The organism is Caballeronia cordobensis (assembly GCF_001544575.2).
GTDB classification, from domain to species: domain Bacteria; phylum Pseudomonadota; class Gammaproteobacteria; order Burkholderiales; family Burkholderiaceae; genus Caballeronia; species Caballeronia cordobensis.
Genome location: NZ_FCNY02000020.1, coordinates 95,596 through 114,350, shown reverse-complemented (window position 1 = coordinate 114,350; position 18,755 = coordinate 95,596). Strand labels below are relative to the sequence as shown.

20 protein-coding genes are annotated in these 18,755 nt (G+C 64.2%); 8 read left to right on the top strand and 12 right to left on the bottom strand.

Going from position 1 to position 18,755, the window contains the following annotated elements:
• Positions 1-8 precede the first annotated feature (8 nt).
• The 8 genes from AWB70_RS29980 to AWB70_RS29945 all read right to left on the bottom strand — a co-directional run bounded on the left by AWB70_RS29980 (position 9) and on the right by AWB70_RS29945 (position 7,703).
• Positions 9-950 carry a hypothetical protein gene (locus AWB70_RS29980; RefSeq protein WP_053570671.1) on the bottom strand — a complete coding sequence of 314 codons (942 nt, stop codon included), beginning with the start codon at positions 948-950 and terminating at the stop codon, positions 9-11.
• 252 nt (positions 951-1,202) lie between these two features.
• A complete protein-coding gene (locus AWB70_RS29975; protein ID WP_053570672.1) occupies positions 1,203-1,967 on the bottom strand; it encodes an SDR family NAD(P)-dependent oxidoreductase in 765 nt (254 codons plus the stop codon).
• A gap of 19 nt (positions 1,968-1,986) precedes the next feature.
• Entirely contained in the window at positions 1,987-2,973 is a 987-nt protein-coding gene (locus tag AWB70_RS29970) for an acetamidase/formamidase family protein (protein WP_045456452.1), read from the bottom strand.
• Positions 2,974-3,026: 53 nt separating this feature from the next.
• Entirely contained in the window at positions 3,027-3,956 is a 930-nt protein-coding gene (locus AWB70_RS29965) for a LysR family transcriptional regulator (RefSeq protein ID WP_053570673.1), read from the bottom strand.
• A gap of 68 nt (positions 3,957-4,024) precedes the next feature.
• Positions 4,025-5,278: an MFS transporter gene (locus AWB70_RS29960; protein WP_053570674.1), complete on the bottom strand. Its 1,254-nt coding sequence runs from the start codon at positions 5,276-5,278 to the stop codon at positions 4,025-4,027.
• A gap of 166 nt (positions 5,279-5,444) precedes the next feature.
• Positions 5,445-5,792, bottom strand: a complete 348-nt coding sequence (locus AWB70_RS29955) for a hypothetical protein (RefSeq protein WP_053570675.1) — start codon at positions 5,790-5,792, stop codon at positions 5,445-5,447.
• Between the two features lie 8 nt (positions 5,793-5,800).
• The gene (locus AWB70_RS39125) at positions 5,801-6,823 is read right to left on the bottom strand and encodes a hypothetical protein (RefSeq protein ID WP_060854229.1); all 1,023 of its coding nucleotides are present in this window, start codon (positions 6,821-6,823) and stop codon (positions 5,801-5,803) included.
• Positions 6,824-6,959: 136 nt separating this feature from the next.
• Positions 6,960-7,703: a hypothetical protein gene (locus AWB70_RS29945; RefSeq protein WP_053570677.1), complete on the bottom strand. Its 744-nt coding sequence runs from the start codon at positions 7,701-7,703 to the stop codon at positions 6,960-6,962.
• A 229-nt stretch (positions 7,704-7,932) separates the two neighbouring features.
• Here AWB70_RS29945 and AWB70_RS29940 point away from each other — a divergent pair, with 229 nt between their 5' ends.
• Positions 7,933-8,859, top strand: a complete 927-nt coding sequence (locus AWB70_RS29940; protein ID WP_053570678.1) for a LysR family transcriptional regulator — start codon at positions 7,933-7,935, stop codon at positions 8,857-8,859.
• A 28-nt stretch (positions 8,860-8,887) separates the two neighbouring features.
• On the opposite strand, the gene AWB70_RS29935 is transcribed toward AWB70_RS29940, so the two are convergent.
• From AWB70_RS29935 to AWB70_RS29925, 3 genes are all read right to left on the bottom strand, one after another.
• The gene (locus AWB70_RS29935) at positions 8,888-9,523 is read right to left on the bottom strand and encodes a TetR/AcrR family transcriptional regulator (protein WP_014193669.1); all 636 of its coding nucleotides are present in this window, start codon (positions 9,521-9,523) and stop codon (positions 8,888-8,890) included.
• Positions 9,524-9,732: 209 nt separating this feature from the next.
• Positions 9,733-11,040, bottom strand: coding sequence for an NAD(P)/FAD-dependent oxidoreductase (locus AWB70_RS29930; RefSeq protein WP_053570679.1), 1,308 nt, complete (start codon positions 11,038-11,040; stop codon positions 9,733-9,735).
• Positions 11,041-11,055: 15 nt separating this feature from the next.
• Entirely contained in the window at positions 11,056-11,307 is a 252-nt protein-coding gene (locus AWB70_RS29925) for a hypothetical protein (RefSeq protein WP_143281722.1), read from the bottom strand.
• A gap of 62 nt (positions 11,308-11,369) precedes the next feature.
• Here AWB70_RS29925 and AWB70_RS29920 point away from each other — a divergent pair, with 62 nt between their 5' ends.
• From AWB70_RS29920 to AWB70_RS29905, 4 genes are all read left to right on the top strand, one after another.
• Complete coding sequence (locus AWB70_RS29920; RefSeq protein ID WP_014193671.1) at positions 11,370-12,287, top strand: LysR family transcriptional regulator; 918 nt, start codon at positions 11,370-11,372, stop codon at positions 12,285-12,287.
• A gap of 7 nt (positions 12,288-12,294) precedes the next feature.
• The gene (locus tag AWB70_RS29915; RefSeq protein WP_053570680.1) at positions 12,295-12,930 is read left to right on the top strand and encodes an NUDIX hydrolase; all 636 of its coding nucleotides are present in this window, start codon (positions 12,295-12,297) and stop codon (positions 12,928-12,930) included.
• Positions 12,931-13,006: 76 nt separating this feature from the next.
• Positions 13,007-13,933 (top strand): non-homologous end joining protein Ku, encoded by a 927-nt coding sequence (ku, locus tag AWB70_RS29910; protein WP_053570681.1) that lies wholly within the window; start codon positions 13,007-13,009, stop codon positions 13,931-13,933.
• Positions 13,930-14,772 carry a tetratricopeptide repeat protein gene (locus tag AWB70_RS29905; RefSeq protein ID WP_053570682.1) on the top strand — a complete coding sequence of 281 codons (843 nt, stop codon included), beginning with the start codon at positions 13,930-13,932 and terminating at the stop codon, positions 14,770-14,772. Before ku ends, AWB70_RS29905 begins: the two co-directional genes overlap by 4 nt.
• 3 nt (positions 14,773-14,775) lie before the next feature.
• On the opposite strand, the gene AWB70_RS29900 is transcribed toward AWB70_RS29905, so the two are convergent.
• Positions 14,776-15,651, bottom strand: a complete 876-nt coding sequence (locus AWB70_RS29900; RefSeq protein ID WP_053570683.1) for an IclR family transcriptional regulator — start codon at positions 15,649-15,651, stop codon at positions 14,776-14,778.
• A 291-nt stretch (positions 15,652-15,942) separates the two neighbouring features.
• Between AWB70_RS29900 and AWB70_RS29895 the strand changes: the two genes are divergently transcribed.
• From AWB70_RS29895 to AWB70_RS29885, 3 genes are read left to right on the top strand one after another with little or no spacing between them, the layout of a single operon-like run.
• Complete coding sequence (locus AWB70_RS29895; RefSeq protein WP_053570684.1) at positions 15,943-17,034, top strand: ABC transporter ATP-binding protein; 1,092 nt, start codon at positions 15,943-15,945, stop codon at positions 17,032-17,034.
• Positions 17,027-17,944, top strand: coding sequence for an ABC transporter permease (locus tag AWB70_RS29890; protein WP_045456425.1), 918 nt, complete (start codon positions 17,027-17,029; stop codon positions 17,942-17,944). Before AWB70_RS29895 ends, AWB70_RS29890 begins: the two co-directional genes overlap by 8 nt.
• A gap of 16 nt (positions 17,945-17,960) precedes the next feature.
• Positions 17,961-18,755 (top strand): ABC transporter permease, encoded by a 795-nt coding sequence (locus AWB70_RS29885; protein ID WP_014193678.1) that lies wholly within the window; start codon positions 17,961-17,963, stop codon positions 18,753-18,755.

Here is an 18,755-nt window from a genome sequence, read left to right as displayed (position 1 = left end):
CTCGCGGTTCAGTACGCCATGCGGCGCGGGCTCAGATAGAGGATGATGGCGCGCCCGTTGCGCGAACGCCGCCACTGCCCGCCCTGCGGAATCGCGACCTGCGTATGCGTGCCGCAGTTCGGGCATGGCGCGGTGGCCGCGGCCGTCATGGCTGCGGGCGCGGCGCCGTCATAGATGGGCGCGGTCGGCGCGCCGTCGAAGTACGCGCCGGGCATGGGACGCGGGCCGGGATAGCGCCGTGCGGGCGCGCCGAAGATCGGCACGGGCGCCGAACGCGCCGCCGCAATGCCGTTGCGCGAGATCGCGCGCATCGCGGGCACGAGCCCCGGCGCGACCTGGCGCGCGGCGCGCAGGAAAGCGATGCGGGCCGCGCGCGCGGGCGGCACGTGCGGGGGCATCGACGCGAGATGGTTCGTCGCGTGCTGGCCGATGCGCACGAGGCGGCGCGCGACTTCGAATTCGCGGTCCTCGTTGCTGAGGCCTTCCAGTTCGAGGCCGAGCGCGCTGCCCGCCATGCTCGCGAGCTTGCCGCCGATCATGCCGCCCGCGCCGGGCACGACGAGATTGCCGAGCGCGCTGCCGACGATCGGCAAGGCCGACTTCGCCGCGGAGCGCAGGATGCCGCCGAGCGCCTTGCCCGCCGACGACTTCGCGAAGCTGGTCGCCGCGCGCCCGACCGACTTGATGAGCCCGCCGAGGAACTGCTCCATCTCCTGCTCGTTGCTGACGGCGAGCAGTTCGGCGGCGAGTTCCATCTCCTGCATTTCGCCGGAAACTTCGGTTTCGAACTCGTTTTCGAATTCGTTCTCGCTCACTTCGAATTCGGTTTCGAACTCGTTTTCGCTCTCGAATTCCTGAGCCGTCTCGCCCGCTTCAGCCGACAATTCCTGCTCAAATTCGTTATAGCCGGGGCCCCATCCGGTAGGCCGGGAACTTCCGATATCGTGCATTTTGCCGCTCCTTTGCGCTGGTTGGCGAGACTCGAAGCTCGCACGCAGACCTATTTGCAGAGGCCGTGCCAGTTTGAACGGAGCCGCGAGAGCCTTGTCCGGCAAGGGTTTCGACGATGACGCGACAACACGCGGGCGAACGCCGCTTCGTTTATCGCGAGGATGAGGGCGCTGCGCCGCGAAGGGCGCTTCGCTCAGGGAAGGATGATGATGCGGGAGCGCGAAGGCTCCCGTAAAACGCGAGCGCGTCGATCAAAGCTGAACGCCGCGCGTCAACGCGCCATCGACGACGAAATTCGCGCCGCTCACGAAGCTCGCCGCCGGACTCGCAATGAACGCCACCGCGTTCGCGATCTCCTGCGGCTTCGCCATGCGCCCGGTCGGATTCAACGCGAGCGCGCGGGCAAAGAGCGCGGGATCGTTGTGTTCGATCCAGTCCCACACGCCGCCTTCGAAATACACATTGCCCGGCGACACCGTATTCGCGCGAATGCCCTTCGCGGCGAGCTGATTCGCCAGCCCCTGCACGTAGTGCACGAGCGCCGCCTTGAACACGCCATACGGCCCGGCGGCGAAATCGATCTCGCGCGCCGACACGCTCGAGATCGCGACGATCGATGCCGCGCCGCTCGCTTCGAGATGCGGCATGGCGGCATCGACGAGATTGACCGTGCCGAGCAGGTCCGTCTCGAACTCCTTGCGCCACGATTCGATATCGTTGCCGATCGCGAGCGCGCTCACGTTCGCGACCACGATATCGAGCCCGCCCCAGTCTGCCGCGACGCTTTCGACCCATGTTTTAAGGGCTTTGCCGTCGGATACATCCACGGCCGCGCCCGATGCGCGCGCGCCGCTCGACGCCGCGAGCGCATCGGCGGTCGTCTTCACGCTCGCTGCATCGCGTGCGCAAATGGCCACGTCCGCGCCCTCTTTCGCGAGCGTCTGCGCGATGGCGAGCCCGATGCCTTTCGTTCCGCCCGTCACGATCGCCTTCAAACCTCTGAGCTGCAAGTCCATGTTCGTCGCTCCCGTGAACTTACTTGAGATAGCGCTTGGCGATCATCGCGCCGACCGTATATTTCGGATCGACGAAATTGCCGAGGCGCACCTTGCCGACCTGGCTGAGCATCATGTAAGCATCCCACTTGTCGAAGCCGTAGTCCGCGGCCATCCATAGAATGAGCTCGCGATAGGCGATGCGCGTCGCGTCTTCGAGCGGACGCGCGCTGCCGATGCTCATCAGCGCGTCTTCGTTTTCGAGGCGCGGCCAGGCGATCTTCCAGCCCTTGATGAGATCGACGCGCACGGTCGTCGTGCTCTGATATTCGACCGCCGTGCCGCACACTTCGCCATCGCCCTGACACGCGTGCGCATCGCCGATAAAAAGCCGCCCGCCCGGCGAACGCACCGGCAAGTACGTGATGCTGCCCGGCCCCATGTCGGGCACGTCCATGTTGCCGCCGTGCTGATCGGGCGTGAGCGAGTTGATCGAATCGAGTTCGGGAGAGAGGCTCAACGTGCCGATATGCGGCCGGTACGGCAGCGTATGGCGGCGGCTCCAGTAGACGTTCTCTTCGTCGATGCGGATCTTGCGCACCTTCTCGGGCAACGGCTCGTTCAGGAGCGCCGTGTAGTCGGTGCCCGTGAGGCCGCCGAAGTTCTGGATCATGGCGCAGAAGCCATGCGGATCGGGGCCGCGCGGCGACATCTTTTCGATGTGCACCGCGACTACATCGCCTTTTTCCGCGCCTTCGATCATCACTGGTCCGTTCTGCGGATTGAGAAACGGCACCTCAAGCTTTTCCGATGGCCTGTCGTTTTCATCCGTGAGTTTGCCGCCGAAGGCATCGCGCGTGTCCACGACGATGCGATCGCCGGGCTTCACATGCAGCACGGGCTCCGAATACGGGCCGATGGTGTAGTGAAACGTCTTCTGCACGTCCTCTGTCAGATGATGCTCGACCGGCTCGCGCCCCGCGCCCACGCCGCGCTGCATCATGATCGAATCTTCGAGCCACTTCATGTTGCGCCCTCCGTCACAGAGTCAGGGTTGGCGAACCGGTTGCTCAATGTAGCCTACTTCACCCATCCCCGTTCGATGAGCGGCACATCCCACGCCGGCTCGGGGCTCACCTGCTCGGCGAGAAACTCGACCAGCGCCTTCACCTTGAGCCCCTGGCGCTGCGTCTCGGGATACACGGCGGCGAAGCTGAGCGGTGAGAGCGCATAGTCCGCGAGAATCGGCACGAGCGCGCCTTGCAGCAGCGACGTGCTCGCGACGAGCGTCGGCAGGCATACGATGCCGCCGCCCGTCAGCGCGTAGTCGTGCAGCAGATGCACGGAGTTGGAGCGGATAATGCCGGGCAATTCGATCTCGACGGCATCGCCGCCGCGCGTCATCGTCCACCGATTGCGCGACGGATAGCCGGAATACAGCGCTGTCCTGTGCGCGAGCAGATCGCGCGGGTGCTGCGGCGCGCCATGCTCGCCGACATACGAGGGCGCGGCGCAAAACAGCCGCCGCACCGTGAAAAGACGCCGTTCGATCAGCGATTCGGAAATGGCCGGGAAGATTTGAAACGCGACGTCGAAGCCTTCTTCGATCGGATCGACCACGCGGTCATTGACGATCACGTCGAGCTGAATGCCGGGATACCGCCGGTTGAACTCGGCGAGCGACGCGCCGAAGTGGCCGAGCGCGAAGCCCGGCAGCATCTGGATGCGAAGGCGTCCGGTGGGCGTCGCGCGCAACTCGCGCATCTGGTCGGTCAGTTCGTTGACCCGTCCCACCACTTCGGCGCAATCGCGATAGAACGCCTCGCCGACATCGGATAGCCGCACATGGCGCGTGCTGCGGTGAAAGAGCGGCGCATCGAGGAAGCGTTCGAGCTGCTGGATGCGGTGCGTGATGACCGACCCGGTGACGCCAAGCTGCCGCGCCGCCTCCGCGAAGCTGCTGGTTTCCGCCACCCGCACGAAGGCCTCGATGCTGAGAAAACGATCCATGCTGGTCCCTTTCGAGCGTGTCCAGCATGGAAGTGTAGCCGCAGCGGCGCTCGTGCAACGCGCCGTGATTACTCGGGTTGCGCGTTCCCGCTCAGCGCCGGCGCCTGCGCCTTGCGGCGCACTTTGGCGGGTGCGGTTTCTTCGAGCAACAGGCTCACGCCGACACCGAGCAGCACCGCGAAGATCGGTAGCCACATGATATTCTGGATACCGAACTTTGTTGCGACGAAACCGGCCAGCGCGGGCGCAATACCGCCGCCGAAGATCTCGCCCGCGCCCACCACGATGCCGATCGCCGTCGATACCATGCCGGCGGGCGCCGCCTCCGTCGCGACCGGACCCGAGAGCAACGCGACGAGACCGAGCGTGAAAAAGGACGCGGCGAACAGCACGATGAACAGAAGCAGCGGCTGTGCGCCGACGCCGCGGAACACGTACAGCATGACCGCCGTCCCCGCGAAACCGGCGATGCTCGCTATCCGCCGGCCGACGAAATCGGAGAGACCCGGCAGGCCGAATTGTCCGACGAAGCCGCCGAAGCCGATCGCCGATACCACGATGCCCATGCGCTGCGTGTCCAGCGAAAGGTAATCGGTGAGGTAGAGCGGCAGCATCGCGCCGAGCACGAAAACGCCGGTCATCGCGCAGAAGAGCGCAATCATCGCGACGGGAATGTTGCGGCTCTTCAGCACGTCACGCCAGTTGCCGCGCTCGACGGGCTGCGCGGCCGGTTCGCTCATCGAACGCGGCTCGCGAATGACGAAGTACATCGCGAGCCCGATGATCAATCCGGGAATCGACACGAGCGCGAAGACCCAGCGCCACGACATGACGCCGAGCAGTTGCGTCGCGATGATCGGCGCGAGCGCGAGGCCGAACAGCGCGAAGCCGCTTTGCTGAAGCCCCAGATTGAAGCCGCGCCGCTTGGGATGGGAAGCATCGGCGGTGGCGGCGAAGCTCGTCGGACAGAACGAGCCTTCGGCGACGCCCATCAACGCGCGAACGGCGAGCAGGCTGGCGAGGCCGCCGGCGACGCCCGAGAATCCCGACAGCAGCGAGAACCCGATGATCGCGGGAATCAGGACCTTGCGCCGCCCGATCTTGTCGGAGATGCCGCCCATCAGTGCGGCGAAGACGCCCCACGACAGACCCAGTATGCCGATGCAGTTGCCGACGTCCTGCGCGGTCAGATGCAGGTCCTTCATGATCGACGGGAACAGCGGCGCGATCAGCCACCGGTCGAGGCCCACCAGGCCGAATCCAAGCGCAAGCAGCGTCACCGCTTTCCATTCGTAGGACGTATCCCACCGGTTCGATTTCATCCTTGTCTCCTGAGTCAGAATCGGTGACGGCCGTAGAGGGCTGCACCGACGCAATGGAGCGTGACTCAGGCGGGAGGGGAATAGAATCCCATAACTCGCGAATGCGTCATTCGCGATATGCAAACAATGGCGGGGCTGCGGTACGAAGCGGCGTCGGACAAAGCGTTCACCGGGTCGATTCGACCGTCTGCATGCTATCGAACTCGATCGTCATCTCCGCACCGAGCGACGCGGAGATCTTCGCTATTTTCTTCGCGGGCCAGTTATCGCCCCAGGGATGCGACTTTTCCAACGCTGTCCGTGCCGACACATACTCAGTCGAGCTCTCGCTCAACACGGTCAAACTGTAGACGATGTTTTGAGCGATAAAGCCATCAACGATAAATCGCGTAGCGTTCTCGAAACGGAGGGTGACGAACCGCTTTTTATAATCATCGCAAAGTTGAATCGTCAGTTCATGCGCATTCATATCGACGGCGACGCCGACGATAAACCAATCATGAAACGATTGCATATATCCTCTCAGAACGGCAGGGGGCTGAAGGGAACAACGTCGAATCCGCCATCGCGACCGTTCGGCCCCCAGTTGTGAGCATGGGGGCGTAAGCCGTTGTGAACGTGGTCATAATCGAGGTCAACGACCGGCCTGCCGTCAGCACCATAGAGCCGCATTTGTCCGCTGCCGGGATTGGTGTACCAGGTTCCGGGTTCGCCGAAGTTTGGTGTCTTCGCGATATCGAAAATATCACCGTCTGGCATGTCCGGCTGGTACTCGAACGGCTGGGCGTCACTGAGCGATGCACCGACATCGCTGGCGTCAGTGTCAGCGAAGCCCTTGAGCATTGAATCGCTATCGCTGTCATCGTCCGATCCCGCGCCGCCGAGCGCAGTCCCGGCGACTGCTTCGACAGTGCCCAGCCAATCGAAACCGCCGCCACTACTCGCGCCACCCGCGCCGGATGCGAAATCGCGCACTGAACCGAAGCCCGATTCGCCATCAGCGCGCTTTAACGCCGTGAACTCGCGCAAGTCCAGAGCGTCGCCGCTCTTGGCTTTGAAGCTTACGCCGCCGCCTGGTTTCGGCCAGTATTGCGGCGCATACCACTTGTACACCTCTTGCCCGCTCCACCAGTATCGTTTGCGATTGATGGCGGGCACGAGGCGGCCATCCTGAACGGCGCGACGCAGCACACGCGTGATGCCGTCGCCATCGACCGGTACGTCCCAACTCGATACCCGCAGCTCGTGACGAATGAAATCGACATACTGGCGGAATTCAGTACTCAGGTATGCGCTGCGTCGATTGATGCGAGCCCGAAACAGCCGGTCGAAATCGCGCCGGTCCTGCGCGATCTGTCTCTCTTGCTCTTTCTCTTTAACGCTGCGCTCATCGTAGGACAGATCTCCGTATGGGTGAGTCCGCCACATATACCAGTCAATCTGATGAAATTCGCGTCGAGTCATCAGCGTGCATTGCCAGCCGAAGCCGCCTGACAGCGGCACATACAGCGCATTGAACGAGCGGCCCCATTTGGGAAACGCCATGTCACCTCCGCCTTCAACAGAAGTGCCAATGGTAGCGGGTGAGAATCGGGTATCTGTAGCGTTGTCTCAATAAGCAGGAAGTCGTGGCGGCGCCTTCTCAAAGGCACCGGTCCCAATGGACGCGCCCACGCCCCGCTTATTTGGTCCCTGCAACGACAAAAGCATCCGACCGGTCCGGCAGCGTCAGCCCCGCGAGCACTTCGTTGTTGGCGAAGAACACGACGCCCGTGACCGTCGCGCCGGGGTAAAGGCAAGGCGCGGGGCCGAACGTCACCGTGGCGTCGAGGAAATTCTTGTTGCCGTGCGGCGTCGTCGTTCCGCTGAATGTGCAGCCGCTTTTTCCCGCGCCCGAAACCGAACCGTCCTGACCGACGGTGAACGTCGCCGCCTCGCCGCCCTTGGTCGATCCCGCCGCGCCCGAATAGCTGCCGGCCACGGCGCTCAGCGAGACCGGGCGCTCATAGGCGGCGTCATAGACGAGGTTGTAGCGGATGCTGCTCAGCTTCGCCGTGCTCGTGTAGGCCACGCCCACGAGACTGTTCCGCTCGTTGTAGCCCGCGAGAACGGGCGTATCGACCGCGCCCTTGCCGCTGATGTCGAAAGTCCGCGCGTTGTCCGACTGGAACGTCCCGTGCGAGGCGGACGCCGTGCCCTGCACCAGTCCCAGCGCGCTGGTATCGGCGTTCGCGTACACGAAGTAGAACGCGCCTGAATCGAGCACCACGCCGCCTACGATGTTGTTGTTCGCATCGGTACCCGAATAGAGGCCCTGCGCGGCGTTGGGCGCAGGCGCGGCGGGCGCATTGTTCGAATCCGATCCGCCTCCGCCGCATCCGGCTGCAACGATCGTGGACGCACAAAGGGCAATGACGAGTTTCATGCTTGTTCTGTTTTGTTGTGGCTGTGGGAAATGCGCCAATAGGCGGCCTTCCGGGCTAACGGCATAGGGCGGAAAAACTTGAGGGCCCTGTTGCCGCTGTTACATTCTTCAACGTCAGAGCGCCGTTTAACTAAGGATGCCGAATCATATCGACGGCCAAATCGTTTCCCTGCCTGAAGGCCGCTGCTAAACTCGTGACATCGTCAAATTCGATTCAAGTCCGACCGCGATGCCCGATACCGTCCTGCCCGCCGATCTGAGCTTCTTTCCGACGCTTTCCGCGGCGGGCAGCCTGAGCGCGGCGGCGCGCGAACTCGGGCTCACGGCGGCGGCCGTCAGCAAGCGCCTGTCGCAGATGGAAACGCGCGCGGGCGTCGCGCTCGTCAACCGCACGACGCGGCGCATGATGCTCACGCCGGAGGGCGAGCTTTACCTCGAACATGCGCGGCGCATCCTCGACGAGATCGACGAATTGTCGGAACTGCTCGGGTCCGCGAAACGCAGCCCGAAAGGCCTGCTGCGCGTGAACGCGACGCTCGGTTTCGGGCGAAGCCATATCGCGCCGGCCATATCGAAGTTCGTCGCGAAGTATCCGCAGGTCTCGGTGCAATTGCAGTTGTCGGTCACGCCGCCGCCGCTCACCGACGATGCCTTCGATGTCTGCATCCGCTTCGGCGAGCCGCCGGATACGCGCGTCGTCGCAAGGCGGCTCGCCGGAAACCGCCGGCTCTTGTGCGCCGCGCCCGCCTATATCGCGGCGCGCGGCATGCCGCTCACGGCGCACGATCTCACGCGCCACAACTGCATCGGCATTCGTCAGGGCGATGAAGCGTATGGCGTGTGGCGCCTGAGTTCAGGACGCGGGGCGTCGCGCAAGACGGAGGCCGTGCGCATCAACGGCACGCTCACGACGAACGACGGCGAAATCGCGGTGAAGTGGGCGCTCGAAGGACACGGCATCCTCATGCGCGCCGAATGGGACATCGCGCAGTATCTGGCGGACGGTTCGCTCGTTCGCGTGCTGCCCGACCACGAAACGCCGAACGCGGACATCTTCGCTGTCTATTCCCAGCGGCATCAGATGTCCAACCGGATTCGCGCGTTCGTCGACTTCATCGCCCATGAACTCAAGGGCGAAATGGCCGCGCGCGGGTGACAGGCGCGCGGCGTGCAGCGCGGCGCGTTCAGGCGTCCGGTTTCAGATACGCCAGCAGCATGTCCAGATGCATGGCGGAAATGGACTCATGCGGGGCCGATTCGGCGTAATTGCGCCCCGTGAACGTATTGATGGTGAAGCGGTTCGACACGATGTAATACCCCATGCCCACCAGCGTCACGTAGAAATCCAGCGGATCGACGCCCTTGCGGAACTGCCCGGCCGCCGCGCCGCGTTCGAGGGTGACACGCAGCAGATCGACCACGGGCGAGATCGTCTCTCGCAAGCCGCTCGAACGCTCCAGATAGCGCCCTTCGTGCAGATTTTCGTTATTGACGAGGCTCAGCCATTGCGGATTTTCCCGCAGATACGTCCAGATGGACTTCGCCAGCTCGCGGATCGCTTCGGCCGGTTGCAGGCCGGACAGGTCGAGACTCGCCTCGCGCTCCGCGAACCGCACGTACATGGCTTCGAGCACTGCGACGTACAGGCCTTCCTTGCTCGTGAAGTAGTAGTAGAGCATGCGCTCGTTCGTGCCCGCCGCCGTGGCAATGGCGTCGACCCGCGCGCCGGCGAGGCCGAATTTCGTGAACTGCTCGGTAGCGGCTTCGAGAATGCGCCGTCTCGTGCCTTCCGGATCACGTTTTGCTCGTTGTTCGCTCATTTCTCGGCCACCAATGGGAGTTGCAACCATTAATTAATAGCCGACATTATGCCGAGCGTCACGCTCCACAGCATAGGGCGGCATATACGGATTGTTGCCGCCTTGACGGAGAGAATATGAAACGCTAGTGAAAGGATCGGTCGCAGCCCGCGCTTGCCGGCGCGGGCTGCGTATGTCGTGGACAGGTCGCGTGGCGCGATATTGTTCGCCTAGTGCAGCTTGACTCTCGGGGCGAGCAATCGTCCGAGGCCATGCGCGGCAATGCCGAAGACGGTTCTGCGCAAGCCCGACACGGCCACCAGATGCTTGCGATAGAGCGCCGCGTACATCAGCTTCGCGATAAAGCCTTCGACGAAGAACTTCCCTGTGCTCGTCATGCCGGCCACGCTGCCGACGGCCGTCGGCGAACCCAGCGAAACGAGCGAGCCGTGGTCCTTGTACGTGAAAGCGCCCACGTCCCGGCCTTCGATGCGCGCGCTCAGCGCCTTGCACAAGAACATCGCCTGCTGATGCGCGGCCTGCGCGCGCGGCGGCACCAGCACATCGGCTGTCCACGCGCAGCTCGCGCAATCGCCCAGTGCGAAGATGTCCGCATCCGTCTCGCTCTGCAACGAGCTCGCGACCTTGATCTGATTGACGTGATTCACGGCGAGCCCGTCGAGCGATGCCAGAACGGCGGGCGCCTTGATGCCCGCTGCCCAGATCGTGATATCGGCGGGAATCGATGCGCCGCCCGCGATCTCGACGCTGTCCGGCTGCACGCGCGTGACCGAGGTCGAGACGCGCACCGAAATGTTCATCTTCTCGAGGATGGCGCGGGTCGTATCGGACACGCGCCGGGCAAGCGCGGGCAAGACGCGATCGCCTCGTTCGAGCAGCGTGATGCGCATCGCGGCGCGCGGGCTCTCGGAAAGCAGCCGGAACTGCCGCAGCGTATGCTCCATGCGGCGCAGCTCGGCAGCAAGCTCGACACCCGTCGCCCCCGCGCCGATGATGGCGATATCCACGGCCTCGTCCGCGTCGCTCGCGCCTTGTGCGCGCTTTCTCAGGCAGACCTGAAGCAGGCGCTTGCGCAAGCGCTCCGCCTGCTCCAGCGTGTCGAGCGCGATCGCGTGATCTTCCGCGCCCGGTACGCCGAAGAAATGCGTGCGGCTGCCGAGCGCGAGCACCAGCGTGTCGTATTCGAGGTCGCGCGGCGGCAGCACTTCGGCGTCGCTGTCCTCGAATTCGAACATCGGGCCGATCTTCAGGCGGCGGCTTTCGCGGTCGAGGCCCGTCATCTCGCCGTGAACGAACGTGAAGCCGTTCCAGTGCGAATGGGCTGCATAGGCGATTTCATGCGCGTGCGTATCGAGACTGCCGGCGGCCACTTCGTGCAGTAGCGGCTTCCACACGTGCACCGCGGAGCGGTCGACCAGCGTCACGTGCGCACGCCCCGCCTTGCCGAGCCGGTTGCCGAGGCGCGTCGCCAGCTCCAGGCCGCCCGCGCCGCCTCCCACGATGACGATCCGATGCATCTGCAGGCCTCCCGTTCAGTTGTAGCCCAGGATGGCGGCCGAGTTGGCGTCCGCGCGTTCCGGCACGTTGCCCGCCATGACGGCGACGGGTCCTTCCAGCAGCTTCGAATAAGACGAACCGCGCGCCTTGCCGATCACGTTTTTCGACGTGGAGAGGTTGCCGTGAAACAAGGCTTGAAAGGAGAATGCTTCTTCGTCGATGAAGGGGTTCATGGTTCGGATGAGAACGTTCGTTAGGGAAAGAAGATCTGTCAGAACGATTCTCATGGCACCATTAACGGCCTGCAAACGATATAAATACTCAACGTTGTGCGTAACAGGAAGGATGTGTGAGACGCAAAATACCGAGCATCGACGCACTCATCGCGTTCGAGGCCGCCGCCCGGCACCTGAGTTTCACGCGCACGGCCGAGGAACTGTCGCTGACCCAGAGTGCGGTGGGCCGTCAGGTCGCGAGCCTGGAGGAATATCTCGGGACGCCGCTTTTCAACCGGCACAAGCGAAGAATCAGCCTGACCGAAGCCGGTGAGCTCTATGCAAAGCGCGTGCGGGAAAATCTCGAACGTCTCGAACGGGACACGCTCGCCGCGATGGCGCACCGCAATGCCGGCGGCATTCTGGAGCTCGCGGTCATCCCGACCTTCGCCACGCGCTGGCTCATTCCGCGGCTGCCGGACTTCTATGCGGCCCACGACGACATCGTCGTCAACCTGACCACGCGCGCCGCGCCGTTTCTCTTCAAGGACACGCCGTTCGATGCCGCCATTCACTTCGGCGATCCGGTCTGGCCCGGCTCGGTGGCGAAGTATCTGTTCGGCGAGGAGATCACCGCCGTATGCAGTCCGCGTCTGCTCGACGGACGCACGAAGCTCGCGCCCCGCGACATCGCGGACTTCACGCTGCTGCATCAGTCGGCGCGGCCCGACGCATGGCGGCAGTGGCTCGCGCAGGCAGCCGTGCATGACGTCGACAGCATGAAAGGCCAGCGCTACGAACTCTTTTCGATGCTCGTCGAAGCGGCGAAAGCCGGTCTCGGCATCGCGCTGGTGCCGCGCTTTCTGGTGGCGCACGAACTTCGATCGCGGGAACTGGTGAGGCCGTTCGAACTCTCTCTGCCGAGCGACAAGGGTTACTACCTCGTCTATCCCGAACGCAAGCAAAACTCGCCGTTATTGCGCACGTTCGAGCGCTGGCTGCTGACGACGGCGCAGTCGTATATCGCAACCGAACGGCGTAACGACCAGTGAGCCTCCCATGACATCGGAAAGCCAGGCATCGTTCAATCGACGGCTCGACCAGGCCCGACGCCTGCTCGCACTCGCGCAGACGGGCCTGCACTACACGACCGGCGTCTTCGACAAGGAGCGCTACGAAGAAATCGCGGCGATCGCGCATGAGCAGATCGCGGAAATCGCCTCGCTGAAAACCGATGAAGTCGCCGAGCTATTCGCATTCGAATCGGGCTATGCGAATCCGAAGCTCGACGTCCGCTGCGCCGTATTCGACGATGCCGGCCAGATCCTGCTCGTGCGCGAAGCCGCCGACGGGCTATGGTCGCTGCCTGGCGGCTGGGCCGACGTGGGTCTCTCTCCCGCCGAAAACGCCGCGAAGGAAGTGCGCGAGGAAAGCGGCTATACCGTCGAGATCGTGCGCCTGCTCGCCGCGTGGGATACGGCGAAGCATCCTCATCCGCCATCGGTCTTCCATATCTGGAAGCTCGTGTTTCTCGGCACGGTGCAGCATTCCGGCGAGCGCATCGGCGAGGAAACCGACGCCGTCGGGTTCTTCAGCCCCGACGATCTTCCGCCGCTCTCGCTCGGCCGCATCATGCCCGAGCAGATCAGACGGCTGGACGAACTGCGCCGCGGCGCCGGCGTGGACTTCGACTGAACCGGCGGCACACCCCGGCGCGCGACCGGTGGTACCCTGTCAGGCGGTTCGCCGAATGCCTACCGAGGAGAAGCCCATGCCGGCACGCTCGATTGCGTCTCTGTCACTCTCGTTCGGACTCGTCTCGATACCCGTCAAGCTCTACTCGGCCACGGAGAGCGCGTCGGACGTCCGCTTCAATCTTCTCGCCCCGGACGGCGCGCGCGTCAAACAGCAATACGTATCCGATGCCACGGGCGAAGTCGTCGAACGGTCAGCCATGAAGAAGGGCTATGAGTTCGAAAAAGGCCGCTATGTCGTCTTCACGGGCGACGAACTGAAGGCGCTGGAAGAAGGCGCGAGCCATGTCGTCGAGATCGTTTCGTTCGTCCCGGAGAAATCCGTCGATCCGATCTTCTATGACAAGGCCTATTTCATCGCGCCCGACAAGCGCGGCGGCAAGCCCTACAGCCTGCTCCAGCAGGCACTCGCGCAAAGCGGACGATGCGCGCTGGCGAAGTGGTCGTACAAGGGCAAGACCCGTGTGGTTCAGGTGCGCCCCGCCGAAGACGGCATGGTCTTCCAGCAACTCCTTTTCGCCGACGAAGTGCGTTCTCTCAAGGATCTGAATATCGAACATGTGTCGGTGTCGGACGCGGAGTTGAAGCTCGCGCTTCAGATCATCGAGCAAGGCACCGAAGACGCCTACGACGCCGCCGCCTACGAAGACGAGGAAAAGAAGCGCATCCTCGCCGCGATCGACCGGAAGATCGAGGGCAAGGAGGTCGTCTCGCCGCAAGCCGAAGAACCCGCGGCGGGCGGCGAAGTCATCGACCTGATGGAAGCGTTGCGCGCAAGTCTCGCCAAAACCAGCGCCAAGCCGAAGGCCGCGGGGCCGGCAAAGCGCAAAACCGCGGCGGCGGAAGCCGAAGAAGCCATCGACGTGCCGAAGGTCAGAAAGCCCGCCGCGCGGGCTCAGAAAGTCGCGGCGGAAGCGCCGGCCAGGACGCGTGCGCGCAAGTGAGCAGACGAATCGTTGCGCACGATCTTTCGCTGGCCAAACTCGTGTCGATGCTGGGCGTGACGCGCCGGGTCGTCACCGGCCTGATCGATGCGGGGTTCGTGACGCCCGAGCGCGGGCCGCGCAATGAACTGCGTTTCTCCTTTCAGGACGTCGTGTTGCTGCGCACGGCCTTGCGCCTGCGCGCCGCCGATGTGCCGCCGCGCAAGATCAGCCAGGCGCTTGCCCGTCTGCGCGCCGACCTGCCGGACGAACTGCCGCTGTCGGGCTTGCGCGTGACGGCCGAAGGCGGCTCGGTCGTGGTGAAGACCGGCCCATCGCAATGGGACGCCGTGACGGGCCAGCTGCTGCTCGATTTCGAAGTCGCGGAAGTCAAAGGCAGTGTCGTGCTGCTCGATGCCGCGCCGGAACGCAGGGAAGCTGCGGCGACGCAGGCCGGCGAATGGTACGACCTCGGCGGCCAGCTCATGAAAAGCGATGCGCGGGGCGCGGAACGGGCGTACCGGCGCGCGATTGCGTTGTCGCCCGAGCCGCATTACGGCGCCTATGTCGATCTCGGCGCCTTGCTGTGCGACGAAGAACACCGTTGCGGCGACGCGCTGGCCGTTTTCGACGAAGCCCTGAGCCATTTTCCGGACGACGCCGTGTTGCACTTCAATCGGGCTGTCGCGCTCGAAGGCATCGGCCGCGCGGAAGACGCGGTGCAAAGTTATCGGCGCTGTCTCGAAGCCGATCCGGATTACGCGGACGCGCATCACAACCTCGCGATCCTGCTCGACAAGCGCGGCGACCGGCAGGGTCTCATTCGGCATCTGAACGCGTATAGGAAGCTGAGCAGTTGAGCGTCACTGCGCCGAGCCGGATAGCGGCTTCGTCGCCATCGCGCGGGTCAGGCCATGAACGGGACGGCGCACGGCCACATCGAACGGATTGATCTGCGGGCCGATCGTCGCGGCCTGGCGCTTCAGCAATTCGACCACCATCGGCAAGCGATCCTCGCCAAGACGCGTCGATAGCGTGCCGACGCTCAATGCGCCGACCGCATGCCCCGAGCGATCGAGAATCGGCACGGCGACGCCCGCCATGCCATCGATCAGCCCGCTATTGCGCCCGGCATAACCTTGCGTGCGCACGCGCTCGATCTCGGTGCGCAAATACACTTCGTCGAACACGCCGTGGCTGTGCAGCCGCGGCACGTTGAAGCGGATGATCTCCTCGCGCTCCGCTTCCGGCTGGAACGCGAGAATGGCGAGACTGCCCTGCCCGACGCCGAGCGCGACGCGTCCGCCCACGTCGCCGGTGAACGAGCGAATCGGGAACGGGCCTTCGCACATGTCGAGGCAGACCGCATCGAAGCTGCTTTTGACGAGCAGAAAGATGGTCTCGCCGAGGCTCGCGCACAGGCGCAGCAGCGCGGGCCGGCACAGCGTGCGCATCCGGCTCGGGTTGCCCGCCTGCGCCGCCAGCGAAAAGAAATCGACGCTCAGGCGATATCGCTTGCTGCCTTCGTCCTGCTCGACGACGCCTTCCGCGATCAGCGCGTGCAGGATTCGGTGCACGGTGGCCTGCGTGAGACCGACTGTCTTCGCCAGCGCGGTCACGCGGCTGCCTTCGGCCTGACCCTCGCCCAGCGCGCGAATCACGGCGAACGCGCGTTGCAGCATGCCGACGCCGGGCGCATCCGGCGCGGACCTTCCGTTTTCTTCGTCAGATGCCTTCATTTCTGCCTCGCTCATTCCATTCGGCGGAATCGCCGCGCCGCCCTCCCCACGCGCTGCTATTCGACCCGATTCGGCCCCGCTGCGCAATCTAAGGGATTACCCAAATCCCATTCAGCGAAACGCCAACCCTTCTTAACCGAGATCATGTTCCATTTAACGGAATATCACCGCAGCTTTTAATCGTTCAATGGAATTTGAAATTGACGGGCCGGAATATGGCTGGCTAGAGTCGCTACATCGAAATCGGTAGCCGGTATTCGGCCGGCGCGCGATGCGCACAAGGGGCAGGCCATGTCGTTTCTCACATTGACGGATCTGTCGAAATCGTTCGGCGATCTGCACGCCGTCGCCGACGTGAATCTGTCGGTCGAGAAAGGCGAATTCGTTTCGCTGCTCGGACCGTCGGGTTGCGGCAAGACCACGACCTTGCAGATGATCGCGGGCTTCATCGAGGCGACGCGCGGGCGCATCACGCTCGATGGCCGCGACATCACGCACATGCGGCCGAACAAGCGCGGCCTCGGCATCGTGTTTCAGAGCTATGCGCTCTTTCCGCACATGAGCGTGGAGCAGAACGTGAGCTTCGGCCTCGAGATGCGCGGCATCGACAAGCGCGAGCGCAAGGACCGCGTGAACGAAGCACTCGCGCTCGTGCGGCTCGACAAGTTCGCGCATCGCTTTCCGCGCGAACTGTCGGGCGGCCAGCGTCAGCGCGTGGCACTTGCGCGCGCCATCGTGATCGCGCCGCCCGTGCTTCTGCTCGACGAGCCGATGTCCAACCTCGACGCCAAACTGCGCGAAGACATGCAGTTCGAACTGCGCGGCATTCAGCGCAAGATCGGCACGACGACGATCATGGTCACGCACGATCAGTCCGAAGCGCTGTCGATCAGCGACCGCGTCGTCGTGATGGAAGCGGGCCGCATCACGCAGGTCGATACGCCTTATCGCGCCTACGAGCGGCCGGAGACGAGCTTCGTGTCGCAGTTCATCGGCAAGGCGAACATGCTGCGCGGCACGATCGTGGCGCGCGACGGCGACGCCATTCGCATCGACCTCGGCCACGATCTCGCGGAAACGGGCTCGACCACGCAACTGCCGGAGCGCGAGCGCGCGATCGGCGTGGGCGATGCCGTCACCGTGTGCATCCGTCCGGAGAAACTGAAGCTCGGCGCGGCGGGCAGCGGGCGTCTGCCGGGCCGCGTGACGAGCCGCTTCTTCCTCGGCAGCCAGTGGCTTTATCGCCTGGAAAGCCGCGCGGGGGACATGCTCGTGTGTTGCCAGAACCACGGGGACGAGCCGCTCGAAGAAGGCGCGCAAGTGGGCATCGACTGGAACACGGAATCGATCCGCTTCATTCAGCCGGAGGCCGCCCGTGGATAGCACGCTGCGCACGTCCGAACCCGCCGCCAGCGCGTCTTCGCCCGGCACGAAACGCGCGCCGTGGCACGCCTATCTCCCCTTGTGGATGATGAGCGCGCCCGCGCTGCTGCTCTTCTCCGTGCTCGTGATCGTGCCGCTCGCGATGACGCTCGCACTGACCTTCTACCGCTTCGACCCGTCGATCGGGCCGGTCGCCGCCTTCGATCTGCATAACTACGCCGAAGTGCTCGGCTCCGAGTATTTCCACACGATCTTTCTGCGCACGTTCGGCATCGCCGCGCTCGTGACCTTGCTGTGCATCGTGATCGGCACGCCCGAGGCGTACATCCTGTCGCGCATGGGCGATCCGTGGCGCTCCGTCTTTCTGCTCGTGATCCTCGCGCCGCTGCTCGTCTCGGTGGTCGTGCGCGCGTTCGGCTGGAGCATGCTGCTCAACGTGAACGGGCTCGTGAACCAGTTGTTCGGCGCGTTCGGCATGGGCCCCTACAAGCTGCTCTACACGAACTTCGCGATCGTCATCGCGCTCGTGCATGTGATGCTGCCGTTCATGGTGATTCCGGTGTGGACCGCGCTGCAGCGTATCGATCCGCAGACGGAAAACGCCGCGCTCTCGCTGATGGCCTCGCCCGCCGTCACGTTGTGGCGCATCGTGCTGCCGCAACTCGTGCCGGGCATTCTGTCGGGCAGTCTGATGGTGTTCGGCCTCTCCGCGAGCGCGTTCGCGATTCCCGGCCTGCTCGGCGGCAGGCGTCTGAAGGTGGCGGCCACGACCGTCTACGACCAGTTCCTGAGCTCGATGAACTGGCCGCTCGGCGCGACCATCGCGCTCCTGCTGCTGGTCGCGAATCTCGTCGTGATGCTCACCTACTACCGCGTGCTCGAGCGCCGCTATGCGCGCAGCATGGGCTAACACGAGGCGATCCATCATGCGTAAAAACGGTCCTCTCGCGCTGGCGTTCCATACGATCGTGATCCTGTTCGTGCTCGCGCCGCTCGTCATCGTCGTGCTCGTGGCGTTCACGCCCGAGGAAACGCTCACGCTGCCCACGCGCGGGCTGTCGCTGCGCTGGTTCCGCGCGATTCTCGACTATCCCGACTTCATCTCGGCGTTCTTCAACAGCGTGAAGCTCGCGTTCGCGTCGGCGACGCTCTCGCTCGTGATCGCATTGCCGGCGGGACTCGCGATCGGCCGCGCGCGCTTTCCGGGGCGCGGCTTTCTGAACGCGCTCCTGCTTTCGCCGCTCGTGATTCCCGGCCTCGTGCTCGGCATCGCCATGCTGCGCTTCTTCGCGATGATCGGCGCGACCGGTTCGTTCGCGTGGCTCGTGCTCGCGCACATGGTCGTCATCACGCCGTTCGTGATGCGGCTCGTGCTCGCGTCGGTGAGCGGCATGGACCGCAGCATCGAGCACGCGGCGGCCTCGCTCGGCGCGAGCGCGTGGACCACGTTTCGCCGCGTCACCTGGCCGATGATCCTGCCCGGCATCACCGGCGGCTGGCTGCTCGCCTTCATCAACAGTTTCGACGAACTCACGATGTCGGTCTTCGTGACGTCGCCGCAGACCGTCACGCTGCCCGTGCGCATGTACATGTACGCGACCGAATCGATCGATCCGATGATGGCGTCCGTCTCCGCGCTCGTGATCTTCATCACCGCGGGCGCGATGCTGCTGCTCGATCGCGTGTACGGGCTCAACCGCATTCTGATCGGTCAGCACTGA